This is a genomic window from Paenibacillus sp. 203 (genome assembly GCF_037027525.1).
In the GTDB taxonomy this organism is placed as follows: domain Bacteria; phylum Bacillota; class Bacilli; order Paenibacillales; family Paenibacillaceae; genus Paenibacillus; species Paenibacillus polymyxa_B.
The window spans coordinates 27,790-42,257 of record NZ_JAXCHD010000011.1; the positions used below are offsets into that span (position 1 = coordinate 27,790).

Sequence of the window (14,468 nt, forward strand, 5' to 3'; positions counted from 1 at the left end):
TGTGTCACCGAAATCCCAAGTGAGCGTTGGACGCTGGAAGGGTTCTTCCATCCTGATTCACAGGAAGCGGTGGCGAATGGAAAAAGCTACAGCAAGTGGGGTGGTTTTATTGAAGGATTTGCGGATTTCGATCCGCGCTTTTTCAATATTGCGCCACGAGAAGCACTCGGTATGGACCCGCAGGAAAGGCTGTTCATGGAAGCCTGCTGGGAAGCACTGGAGGACGCGGGTTACACCCGAGAACAGCTTGCGATGCGGCATAACCGCCGGGTAGGCGTATTTGCTGGGATTACCAAAACGGGTTTCGATCTATACGGACTGGATTTATGGAGAAAAGGAACGCAAATATACCCTCATACATCCTTTAGTTCAGTGGCCAACAGGATTTCGTATCTCTTTAATTTGCAAGGGCCAAGCATGCCGATCGATACGATGTGTTCGTCCTCGTTGACCGCGATTCATGAAGCTTGTGAGCATCTGTACCGCGGAGAATGCGAAATGGCTATTGCAGGCGGAGTAAATCTGTATCTCCATCCGCTCAGCTATGTCGGACTTTGCGCTAACCACATGCTGTCAGCAGACGGGCAGTGCAAGAGCTTCGGCAAAGGAGGCAATGGGTTTGTCCCTGGAGAAGGCGCGGGGGTCGTCCTATTAAAGCCGCTGTCCAAGGCGATCGCTGATGTGGACCTTATCCATGCGGTGATCCGGGGGACAAGCATCAACCATGGAGGCAAGACCAATGGCTATACGGTGCCGAACCCGACAGCCCAAGGGGAGCTGATTCGGGCGGCCCTGGAGCGAGCGGGGGTACATGCGCGGACGGTCAGCTATATTGAAGCCCACGGAACAGGCACGGAGCTGGGAGACCCGATTGAAGTGACGGGTCTGACTCAGGCATTCAGGAAGGATACGCCGGATACGGGATTCTGCGCCATTGGCTCTGTGAAGTCTAACATCGGACATCTGGAGGCAGCAGCGGGCATCGCCGGGGTGGGGAAAATCATCTTGCAGATGAAAAACCGGACGCTGGTTCCCAGCCTGCATGCCCAAGAATTGAATCCGAACATCCATTTCGGTCAGACGCCGTTCGTCGTCCAGCAGGAGCTGGGGGAATGGAGACGGCCGGTGGTTGAGATCGATGGAGAGACGCGGGAATATCCGAGGATTGCCGGGATTTCATCGTTTGGAGCGGGAGGCTCCAATGCACATGTCATCATCGAAGAGTACATTGCGGAAGAGAAGGTGCCAATGAGCGTTACGGCCCAAAAGCCTGCGATCATCGTATTGTCAGCCAAAAATGAAGAACGACTGAAAAAGCAGACCGAGAGAATGCTAGCCGTTATGCGGGAAGGACAGCTCAGCGAAAGCAGTCTGGCCGATGTGGCCTACACGCTGCAGGTGGGACGCGAAGCCATGGAAGAGCGCCTGGCAGTGATAGCAGGGTCCATGCAGGAGCTGGTGGACAAACTGGAAGGATTCCTGGAAGGACGGGACAGTATTCCTGAGTTGTACCGGGGTCAGGTCAAACGGAATAAGGAGGCGCTGACGGCGCTGGTAGAAGATGAAGACATGGACAAAACGATCGCTGCCTGGATAGGGAAAAGGAAATATTCGAAGGTTGTTGATCTCTGGGTTAAGGGATTGTCGATGGATTGGAACATGCTTTATGGGGATGCCAAGCCGCGGCGAATCAGCCTGCCGGCCTATCCTTTTGCGAGGGAGCGGTACTGGATCACGGATATTATGAGTCCCTCTGTAGAAAGAGTCTCTTCTGTAGAAAGAGCCGTTACGGAAGCTCAGGAAAAGGCAATTCCCGTCCAGACTCATGCGATGCAGCCAACAGCCCTAATGCAATCCGTTTTTTTGAATAGTTCTGAAAAACCAAGCGCTATATCCTTACCGAATTTGTTGGACCGTCAGCCGCATCTAAGCAAGTCTGCCAACCAGGAGGGGACAACGATCATGTTAACTTCACTGGAGGAGACATCGCACACATTAGAGGATGAGAAGAAGACGGAAGCGCTGTCGTCTATTCCTTCTGTAATATCGGCGGAAATATTGCAGGAGGAGCTGACAACAAGCCTAGCGCAGGCTTTATATATAGATCGGAGCGATATCGATTCGGATAAGAACTTTGTTGATCTTGGATTGGATTCCATTATAGGCGTAGAGTGGGTTCGTAGCATTAATAAGCATTACAATACATCCATAACAGCGACAAAAGTCTACGATTATCCAACCATCCGGGATTTTAGCAAATTTGTAGAGAAGGAATTGTTAAGCAAATCAATTGCGCCATTCTCTGCCCAGTCTATTTCGGATCATTCTCCAGCAGAGCATTCACCGTCATCCGTTGCATTAGAGCAGGAGAAATCGGCAGAGGCTTCCATTCAGGTGAATTTGATGCCGATTTCGTTTGAAAAGCAGGCGCAGGCCAGCATGGCTGAGTGCAGCGCCTCTGCAGAGCTGTTGCAGGAAGAACTGACGGTAAGCCTGGCAGAGGCTTTGTACATGGAACGGAGCGAGATCGAGGCGGATAAAAACTTTATAGATACCGGACTAGATTCCATTATAGGCGTAGAGTGGGTTCGAAACATAAATAAACGATTTGGCACATCCATAGCAGCGACCAAGGTCTACGACTATCCGACCATTCGCCAATTCGCTACTTTTTTGGCACAAGAAATCAATAAGCATGGAGGAAGCTTCAATCAACAGTTCTTGAGCACAGTCCTGGACACAGACAAGCCTATTGCGGAAGTCCATTCGAAGGGACCTGACATGATGCAATGTTCCCCAAGGCTATCGCCTAAGGAGGAGCCCGAGCCATTCCACCTGGTAAAGGTAGCAGAGGATTCATCGCCTTTGCCTTCGGAAAATAAAGACGTAATTGCAATTGTCGGAATTTCGGGAAGATATCCTGGTGCGGAAGATGTGCAGCAATATTGGGATAATCTCGCTCTAGGCAAAAATTCCATTATTGAAATCCCGAAGGACCGTTGGGATGTAAGCCAATATTATGATCCTCGTCCAGCGCAAGAGGGGAAAATCAATTGCAAGTGGCTGGGTGCTTTAGAGGATATGGAATATTTTGATCCGTTATTTTTCAATATTTCTCCTACCGAGGCGGAAGGGATGGATCCCCAGCAGCGCATCTTTATGCAGGAAGCATATAAGGCAATTGAGGATGCAGGCTATAGTGGCTCACAGTTGGGAAATAAAAAATGCGGGGTTTACCTTGGAATTTTAAATAATGAATATAGTATGCTGCGGTACAAGCATCAAGCGCAGTTCACCAATACTACCGGAAACAGTAACGCTATTGCAGCGGCTCGCATCTCTTATTTCCTCAATCTGAAAGGTCCGGCCATATCCGTAGATACGGCATGCTCCTCATCGCTGGTGGCAACCCATCTGGCATGCCAGGCGTTATCTAACGGAGAGATAGAAATGGCGTTGGTTGGCGGGGTGTCGTTATATCTGACTCCTGAATCGTATGTAGGTATGTCTGCATCCGGAATGTTGTCGCCAGATGGCCGGTGTAAAACGTTTGACAATAGCGCCAACGGCTTTGTTCCAGGGGAAGGAGTAGGGGCGCTGGTTCTGAAGCGGCTGAAGGATGCTGAAGCTGATCGGGATCATATATACGGAGTTATTATCGGGTCCGGAATCAATCAAGATGGAAAAACCAACGGGATTACCGCTCCAAGCACTAACAGCCAAATTGAGCTGGAGCGGGAAATATACAACAAATATCAGATTGAGCCTGAAAGCATTAGCTATGTTGAAATGCATGGGACAGGAACCAAGCTGGGCGACCCTATTGAATTGGAAGCTTTATCAACCGCTTTTAAAGAAAAAACCGATCAGAAGAACTACTGTGCCATAGGTTCGGTAAAAAGCAATATCGGGCATACTTCTGCAGCAGCGGGCATAGCAAGCGTGCAAAAGGTGTTGCTATGCATGAAGCATAGAAAACTAGTACCGACACTGAATTTCAAGAACCCGAATGAGCATTTTGATTTTGATAATTCTCCTTTTTATGTCAATACAGAATTGAACGCCTGGGAACCTTCCCACGGGGACAAAAGGCGCGCCGCTGTGAGCTCTTTCGGATTTAGCGGTACGAACGCCCATCTTATTATTGAAGAATATCGTCCCGGGACGGGAACATCTACAACATTACCAACAGCCGCCGATATCCATAATCCCGTTCTCTTCGTTTTGTCTGCCAAAGGTGAAAAGCAACTAAAAACGTATGCCGAAAGAATGAGAAGCTTTATTGCATCCCAGGAAAATCTTAACCTCTCGGATATGGGATATACGCTGCAAGTGAGCCGCGAGGCGATGGATTACCGGCTGGCTTTTGTGGCAGATTCAAAAGAGGCAATGCTAAAAGCGTTGGAAGGATTTGTGAATCATGATCCGCTTGCTGGCGTCCTAACGGCTCAGGTGAAAAAGAGCAAAGACGGGATTGTGATGTTTGAGGCGGATGAAGATGCCAAATCGTTGCTTGAAACCTGGATCAAGAAGAAAAAACTAAAAAAAATAGCGGAGTTGTGGGTAAAGGGGCTAACTATTGACTGGAACAAGCTGTACGGGGACATCAAACCTTACCGGATCAGTCTACCGACCTATCCTTTTGCAAGAGAACGCTGTTGGGCGCCTGAGCTTGACAGCAAGGCAGGCAAAGGCATGACTTCTGTCACTGCTGCTTGGCTCCATCCTTTACTGCATCTAAACACCTCCGATTTCTCGGAACAGCGGTTCAGTTCGACTTTTACAGGCCAGGAGTTTTTCTTGAAGGATCATGTGGTGAATGGACGTAAAGTTTTATCCGGGGCTGCTTGCCTTGAAATGGTCCGGGCAGCCGTGGATCAGGCAACAGGATCTGATGAGGGCGGGCCAACCGGAATTTGCCTTAAAAACGTGGTTTGGGCACGGCCTATTATCGTAGAGCATGGGCCACTACAGTTACACATCGGACTTTTCCTGGATGATCATCAAGAGATTTCCTATGAAATATATGGGGAGAGCGAAGAAGCTGATGCAGGGATTGTGATATATAGCTACGGCAGTGCTGCACGAAGATCAGCTGCGGAGGTCCCAGCACTGAATATTAAAGACTTGCAGAATGTATGCAGTCGGAACTTCGATCCCACACAATTGTATAGAGTTTTCAGGGATATGGGAATGGATTATGGCCCTGGACATCAAGGGATTGAGATGGTGTATGCGGGAGAGGGTCAAGTGCTGGCTAAGTTATGCTTGCCGTCTTCCGTTTCTGACAACCAAAGCCAATTTGTCCTGCATCCAACTATGATAGATTCGGCCTTGCAGGCAACCATAGGCTTGACGCTGGGGTCTGGCGAGATCAAACCTTCTCTGCCTTACGCCATTCAAGAAGTTGAAATTATAAAAAATTGCAGCTCCATCATGTGGGCGTTGATTCGTTATAATGCAGACGGTATAGCTGAGGAAAAGGCACAGAAGCTGGATATTGACCTGAGCGACGAAACCGGAGCCATCTGTGTCAGGATAAAAGGATATTCATCAAGAATCCTGAATAGGGACTCGATTTCCTCGGATGTTCAGTCTAATTCTAGTAACTTGATGCTTGAACCCGTATGGAAAGAGCAAGGGATTGCTCTAGAGGCCGAAATGCCTGCATATGATCGCCATGTCGTGTTACTCTGCCAGCCGTCCGGGATTTCCCGTGAACAAGTTGAAGCTCGGATGGACGGCGTGCAATGCATTGTACTGCAACCCGACCGAAACGGAATCGCGGAACAGTTCCAGCGTTACGCCGTCCAGGTGGTTGAAGAGATTCAAAGCATTTTCAGGGAAAAACCCAATGGTAAGGTGCTGATCCAGATTGCCATAAGCGGACAGGAGGCGCAGCAGCTTTTCTCGGGACTTTCCGGTCTTTTAAAAACGGCCCGGCTTGAGCATTCAAAACTGGTAGGTCAGTTAATAGAACTGGGACAGGATGAGGACTGGGGAGCAATCATAGACATCTTAAAAGAAAACAGCCGTAGCCTCGAGGATGTCCAGATTCGGTACGAGAAAGGCACACGGTGGGTTTCCTGCTGGAACGAAGTTCACATCTCTCAGGAAGCGGCGGGTAACCCGTGGAAGGATGGCGGAGTGTACCTGATTACCGGCGGTGCCGGTGGATTGGGACTCATTTTTGCCAGAGAGATTACGGATAAAGTCCATAAAGCCGTCTTGATTTTAACGGGGCGTTCCACGCTGGATGAGGGCAAACGGGCTGAGATAAAGAAAATGGAGGCATTAGGGGCACGAATCATATACAGGCAGGTCGATGTGACTCAGGAGCAGGCGGTGACCGATTTAATCCAGGAAATTCAGGAGGAATTCGGAAACATCAATGGCATCATTCACAGTGCAGGTGTCATTCGCGACAACCGCATACTCCAAAAAAATAGCGAGGAGATGCTGGAGGTTCTAGCTCCCAAAGTATTAGGGACAGTGAATCTGGATCAGGCGAGCAAGAACTTGCCGCTTGACTTCTTTATTCTATTTTCGTCTGTAGCCGGAGGATTAGGTAATCAGGGACAGGCAGACTATTCTGCAGCTAATGCGTTTATGGATGCTTATGCCGGATACCGGAACACTCTGATAGCATCTAAGCAGCGACAGGGTCAAACGCTATCCATCAATTGGCCGCTATGGAAAGAGGGTGGGATGCGTATTGATGAGGAGACGGAGAAGCTGGTAAGGCAGCGTACAGGCATGAGCGGCATGTCAACCTCTTCCGGCATTCAGGCCTTGTACCGTGGCATGATCGCAGGCGTTGATCAGGTTATGGTGATGGAAGGCAATCTTGCAAAAATGAAGAAAACCATGGGGTTAATCACGACTCCAGAGACTAGGCAGCCTGAAAAGGTGACAGGAATTTCAGAAGCTTCCTCTGAAAGCAATGTCGTACCAGATCTGCTGGACAAAGTGCAGGCCGCGATGATACAGGCTGTGTCAAAATTGCTGAAAGTCAAACTTGAAGATATTGATGCACATGTAGAAATGAGTGAGTATGGCTTCGATTCCATCCTGCTCACACAATTTACCAACAACATCAATCACTCATACCGGCTTGAGCTGACGCCGGACATATTTTTTGAATACACAACGATTCATGACTTCACCAGATATTTGGTGGACGAATATGATGCCGTGCTTGGCGAGCAGTTTGCCGTGCATGCCCGGACTGAGCCTGCTGTGCAGGCCGTGGAGGATGGTAGGGAAGACAGTACCCGCGGTAGACGGCAGCGTTTCCGGTTTGCAGGCGGGAATGTGTTGTCCAACCCGCAGCTGACTCAGGCTGCTCCTGAACCCATTGCTATCGTGGGAATGAGCGGTGTATTTCCCATGGCCCGGGATGTGGATGAGTTTTGGAAAAATCTTGAGGAAGGCAGGGACTGTATCACTGAAATCCCTGAAGATCGCTGGGATTGGAAGACGTATTACGGTGACCCTGAGCAGGAGGCCAATAAAACAAACATCAAGTGGGGCGGGTTTATTGAGGGGATCTATGAGTTTGACCCGCTATTCTTTGGAATTTCACCGCGAGAAGCCGCACTCATGGACCCGCAGCAACGTCTGTTGATGACCTATATCTGGAAGGCGATTGAAGATGCAGGCATTCAGGCTGGGAGTCTGTCGGGAACCCGCACAGGAATCTTTGTAGGTACCGCGAACAGTGGCTACAGCGGTGTGATTTATCAGGGAAATGTGGGTGTCGAGGCGTATTCCTCCAGCGGTATGGCACCGTCTGTTGGGCCCAATCGAATGAGCTATTTCCTTAATATTCATGGTCCGAGCGAGCCTGTCGAAACGGCTTGCTCCAGTTCACTGGTGGCCATTCACCGAGCCGTTAGGGCCATAGAGGATGGAAGCTGCGAGATGGCGATTGCGGGTGGTGTTAATGTGATTATCACACCTGAACTCCATATCAGCTTCAACAAAGCAGGAATGCTGTGTGAGGACGGTCGATGCAAAACCTTCTCCAATAAGGCCAATGGCTACGTGCGTGGTGAAGGGGCCGGCATGCTTTTCCTGAAAAAGCTGAAGGATGCAGAGAAGGATGGAGACCATATTTATGGTGTAATTCGGGGTACTGCCGTCAATCACGGAGGCCGGGCCAATTCTCTGACAGCTCCTAATCCGAGGGCTCAGGCGGATGTGTTGGTAAATGCATATACAAAGGCCGGAATCGATCCAAGGACTGTCTCTTACATTGAGGCCCACGGGACAGGCACCGAGCTGGGCGATCCGATTGAAATTAATGGACTGAAAGCAGCTTTCAAAGAGCTTTATGAGAATACAGAAGGGCCCGGGATTACAGAATCCCATTGTGGATTGGGTTCGGTGAAGACTAATATCGGACATCTGGAACTGGCTTCTGGAATCGCGGGCGTCATAAAAGTACTGCTTCAGTTAAAGCATAAAAAGCTGGTCAAAAGCCTTCATTGTGATGCAATTAATCCTTATATAAAACTTGAAGGCAGTCCGTTCTATATCGTTCAGGAGGCGCAGGAGTGGAAGCCACAGCGGGATACTCGAAGGGAAAATATTCCTCGGAGAGCAGGTGTTAGCTCCTTTGGATTCGGGGGTGCCAATGCCCATTTGGTAATCGAAGAATATATTCCTGGAAAGCAGGAGCAGAATTCTATTACCCGTACCACCCCAAAATCGGCTATTGTGGTGCTGTCAGCCAAGAGTGAAGGACAACTGAAAGAGCAGGCGCAGCTATTACTAGCTGCAATCGGGGAGCATCCGTTCACAGACAGCGGTCTGGTAGATATAGCGTATACCCTTCAGGTAGGGCGCGAAGCGATGGAAGAACGTTTGGCTTTCGTTGCAGGCTCTCTCCGGGAGCTTGAAGAGAAATTGAAAGGATTTGTGGAAGGCCGGGATGGTATCCACGGCTTACACGTGGGACACGCCAAACGCCATAGAGAAGAAAATAGAGCTCGTGAAGACGGAGAGGGTGCGGGCACGGCGATTGATGTGTTAGTTAGCGAAGGCAACTATGGCAAAATCGCTGACCTTTGGGTAAAAGGAGTCGTTATTGACTGGGCCCTGTTGTACGGAGAGGCTAAACCAAACCGTATCAGTCTGCCAACCTATCCCTTTGCCAAAGAACGATATTGCATAACCGATATCAATAAACGGACGGGAGCAAGCGGTGTAGTGCTGGAAAGGGAGACAGCAGTCGGCATTCATCCCCTACTTCAGCGCAATACGTCCAATATTTATGGACTGCAGTTCAGCTCCATTTTTACGGGGAAGGAATTTTTCCTGTCTGACCATGTGATAAGGGGGCAGAAGCTCTTGCCTGGAGTGGCCTACCTTGAAATGGCGCGGGCGGCAGTAGAGCAGGTTGCAGGATCTCCAGAAGACAAGTGGACGTCCATCCGGTTAAAAGATGTGGATTGGATCCGGCCTGTTGTGGTTGGGGAGGAGTCGGTGGATGTCAGTATTGGGCTCTATCCTCAAGATGGCGGGGAGATCGCCTATGAAATTTACAGCAAGTCTGGAGCAACGGACACGGAGCTGGTGGTGCATAGTGAAGGCAGGGCAGTAATTGTTCCGGTGGCAGAGATCCCCGCTATAGATATTGAAACCTTGCTGGAGCAGTGCAATCTGGGCTCCTTCTCATCCCGTCAGTGCTATGAGGCGTTTGCGACGATGCAGGTATCCTATGGGCCGGGACACCAGGGAATTGAGAAAATATATATCGGGGTGGGTCAAGCGCTTGCCAAGTTGTCCTTGCCTTCTTCCGTCTACCCTACGATGGAACAGTTTGTGATGCACCCTAGCTTGATGGATTCTGCTCTTCAGGCGACGATAGGCTTGATTATGAGTACAGGTGATCGCAAAGCTTCCATTAAGCCAGCTTTACCATTTGCATTGGAAGAGCTTGAGGTGTTTAACGGATGCACATCAGAGATGTGGGCCTGGATTCGTATGAGTGAGGGCAGCAGGCAAGATGGTCCGCTGCAAAAGTTAGATATCGATTTGTGTGACGAGCAGGGGAATGTTTGTGTGAGAATGAAGGGATTCTCATCACGAGTTGCTGAAGGAGGAACAGGGGGCCCAGATGAATGGACTGCACCTGAGACTTTGATGCTTGAGCCTGTGTGGGAAGAACAAGCGATTGCTCTGGAAGGAACAGCACCTGACTATCAACAGCATCTGGTAATTTTATGCGAACCGGGATATATTTCCGGGGAAATTATTGAATCGCAAATGAACGGGGTGCAGTGCCTCATTCTCCAATCCGAAGAGAAGAGCATTGATGCACGGTTTAGGACTTATGCGACACAGGTGTTTGAGGCAATTCAACATATTCTTAAAACGGAATCCAAAGGCAAAACATTGGTTCAGCTTGTCGTTCCGGTGCAGGATCACCAACAGGTATTCTCGGGACTTTCCGGACTCTTAAAAACAGCATGGCTGGAGAATCCAGTACTGGTTGGCCAGTTGATAGAAATGGATGTGGAGCAGGATTCAGCAGCTATGATAAATATCCTGCAAGAAAACAGTCGCGGTTCTATAGAACCACATATCCGCTATCAATTGGGTAGACGGCATGTTGCCGTATGGACGGAAATTAAAGCCTCCGGGGAAGCGATCAGCATTCCGTGGAAAGACAGGGGAGTATATTTGATTACCGGCGGAACCGGAAGTCTCGGTTTGATTTTTGCCGAAGAAATTACACGACAGGCCAGAGATACTGCTTTAATTCTTGTCGGACGCTCCCCGCTTCGTGGTGACACCAAAGCAAGGATTGAGGAGATAGAAGCTTTAGGTGCAAGAGTAGTATTCCGGCAAGCCGATGTCGCCGATAAAAGGGCGGTTGAAGATTTGATTCGGGATATTCAGGAAGAGTTTGGGAAGCTGGATGGAATTGTGCACAGCGCAGGAATGGTTAGCGATAATTTCATTATTAAAAAAACACAGGAGGAATTGCAAAACGTTTTGGCGCCAAAGGTTACGGGAGTGGTGAATCTGGATCAGGCTTGTAAGGAAATTCCGCTGGACTTCTTCATCCTTTTTTCATCCGTTGCAGGGAGCCTTGGGAATATAGGACAGGCTGACTATGCTGCTGCCAATGCCTTTATGGACGCCTATGCCAAGTACCGCAGTACACTGGTAGAGCGAGCACAACGCCAGGGGCGGACGATTTCAGTTAATTGGCCTCTCTGGAAAGAAGGCGGAATGCGTATTGATGGGGAAACAGAAAAGATCATGGAAGGGATGGGGATGTTTGCAATGGAGACTGGTGCAGGAATTCGGGCTTTGTATCAGAGCCTGGCTTCCGAAAAGAATCAAGTCATGGTGTTGGAAGGGCATGCCAGTCAGCTAAGAGAAACGCTCCTGCAGCAACCGTCCCTGAATCAGGCTGGAGATGCCTCCTCTATGATAAGGGAAAGCGAGATGGGTTCGGTCATCGGACAAGACCTGCTTGCCGAAAAAGCGGCAAATTATTTAAAGCAATTGCTCGCTACATCCATCAGGCTACCGGCAAGGCAGATTGAAACCGATGCCCCTATGGAGAAGTATGGCATTGATTCCATTATGATTAAACAGCTAACCCGTGAGTTGGAGAAAACGTTTGGAACACTGCCCAAAACTTTATTTTTTGAATACCAGAATATCCGGGAATTGACCCAATATTTCCTTAAAGTCCACCAGAAGCAGCTGATTAAATTGCTTGGAATCGAGACAGAGGTCAACGCTGCGAAAGAGTTCAAACCTTCTACGAAGGAAAACGACCCGGTAAGGTCACTTTCTGATAGTCGGAAGCAATCGCGTTTCATGCCAGTTCAGGCAAGTTTCCAACCGCAACCGGAAAGAGCAGGCGGATCGGAGGAAATTGCCATTATCGGCTTGTCCGGCATGTATCCCGAGGCAGAAAACATACGGGAATTCTGGAACAATTTGCGTGATGGGAAGGATTGCATTACGGAAATCCCCAAAGATCGCTGGGATCACAGTATGCACTTTGACGAGGACAGGGACCAGTCCGGAAAAACTTACAGCAAGTGGGGAGGCTTTATTAAAGGTGTGGATCAGTTTGACCCCATGTTTTTCAATATCTCTCCTAGAGAAGCACAGATCATCGATCCTCAGGAGCGCCTATTCCTAAAATGTGTCTATGAAACGATAGAGGATGCAGGCTATACCCGGGAAGCGCTTGGACTGGAGCGGGGCCTTGGGCTGGATAGGAATGTGGGTGTTTTTGTCGGGGTCATGTATGAAGAGTACCAGCTTTATGGGGCACAGGAACAAGTTAGGGGCAGAATGATTGCCGTTCCTGGCAATCCGGCTTCCATTGCAAACCGGGTATCTTATTTCTGTAACTTCCACGGTCCGAGCATGGCTGTGGACACCATGTGCTCTTCTTCATTGACGACCATTCATCTGGCCTGCCAAAGCTTGCAACAAGGCGAGTGTGAGCTTGCCATTGCTGGCGGCGTCAATGTATCCATTCATCCGAACAAATACCTGATGCTTGGGCAAGGGAGGTTTGTATCGAGTAAAGGACGGTGCGAAAGCTTTGGACAAGGCGGAGATGGATATGTGCCGGGAGAAGGCGTAGGAGCTGTACTGCTTAAACCGCTGGCCAAAGCTATTGCAGATGGAGATCATATATATGGGGTCGTAAAGGGGACCTCGGTGAATCATGGAGGGAAGACAAACGGATTCTCAGTTCCGAATCCCCATGCGCAGGCCAGTGTCATTGGAAGAGCATTTAAGAAAGCAGGAATTAACCCCAGAACCATCAGTTACATCGAAGCGCATGGCACTGGGACATCCTTAGGTGACCCCATTGAAATCGCCGGATTGCAAAAAGTGTTCCAGGAATATACGGAGGACAAGCAGTTTTGTGCAATCGGATCAGCAAAATCAAATATTGGGCATTGTGAGAGCGCGGCAGGGATTGCCGGAGTTACAAAGGTGCTCCTTCAGCTCAAATACGGACAAATCGTGCCTTCGCTGCATTCAAAAACACTAAACCCGAATATCGATTTTAGCGATAGTCCTTTTATAGTTCAGCAGGAGCTGGGAGAGTGGAAAAGACCCGTCGTCACAATGAATGGGAAAACGGTTGAATACCCAAGAATCGCAGGTATTTCCTCTTTTGGCGCCGGAGGCTCCAACGCACATGTGCTTATTGAGGAATATATCCCTGAGGAGCAGGAGACTAGACAGGCTGCCATTTCACTGCAAAATCCTTTAATGATCGTGCTGTCGGCGAGGAATAAAGAGCGACTGGAAGAACAGGTGCAAAGGTTGCTTGCTGAACTCAAAGAGCCGGAATACTCGCAAATCAGCCTGGAGGATATAGCATTTACTCTGCAGGTGGGACGGGAAGCCATGGAAGAACGGTTAGCAGTTATAGTTAAGTCTACCCGTGAACTTACAGGAAAGCTGGAGAGCTTTTTAGCGGGGGATGAGAATATTGACGGGCTATATTGGGGTCAGGCAAAGAAGAATAAAGACATCCTAGCTGTTCTTGAGGCGGACGAAGACATGGCAAAAATGGTGGATAGTTGGATAAGCAAGGGTAAGTATACAAAGCTGGCGGAGCTTTGGGTTAAGGGGCTGCTCTTCGATTGGACTAGACTTTATGAGAATACCAGCCCTCGTCGGATTAGTCTGCCAACTTATCCATTTGCCAAGGAGAGCTATTGGATCTTCGCGCGTGGGGGCGAATCCCGGGACGTCGAGGCGGAATCTCCTGTAGCCGATGTGTCGGTACAAGAACTCGTTTCCAGCCCTCCTGCAGTTAACCATAGCAACGATAATGTGCAGAGACAGACTTTGGCGAAAGTACCTGAAAAACCGCAGGGCATTTTGCTAAGCTCCGTTTCCAACATCCAGATGGTAGCAGATAAGCCGGAGAAGTCAGCCGCGCTGGCAGAATCCAAGCCTGCCCCGCCGCAACCTGAGGCCAAGCCTTCTTCGTCGCCGCCCGCTGCCAGGGATGAGGCAAAGCGGTCGACATATGCGCCAACGGCTGTACAGATAGAAGCATTGGAGAAGGAACTGGTAGAAAGTCTTGCGAAATCCCTGAGTATGAATGAAAAGGATATTGGCCGGGACGATCAATTTATTGATATGGGGCTGGACTCTATTATAGGTGTAGAGTGGGTGCAGGCTGTGAATAAACGCTTTGGAACAGCTATTCCAGCAACCAGAGTGTACGATTATCCTAACATTAAAGAATTCTCCAAATTTTTGGCAAAGGAATTGAACAAGTCGGCGGGAGATACAAATCAGGCTTCTACAGAGCCGAAGCCTAAGCAGCCCATGCAAGCCTTGATACAGAAAGTACTGCAGGGTGAGTTGGATTTTGAACAGGCAGACCAGTTATTCAACCAATTACACTCGTAGACAGCCAACACGGTATTTGTCCTATTTCATACAGCTAGGAG

General features: G+C 49.3%; 1 protein-coding gene (running past one end of the window). It reads left to right on the top strand.

Features of this window, described 5'->3' with window-relative positions; all coding sequences use genetic code 11:
* On the top strand, positions 1-14,427 hold the 3' portion of the coding sequence (locus WA407_RS21740; RefSeq protein WP_336078347.1) for an SDR family NAD(P)-dependent oxidoreductase. The gene continues 5,274 nt to the left of window position 1, outside the view; the window shows 14,427 of its 19,701 coding nt (coding positions 5,275-19,701); its start codon lies off the left edge, out of view; its stop codon occupies positions 14,425-14,427.
* The last annotated feature ends 41 nt before the right edge of the window (positions 14,428-14,468 follow it).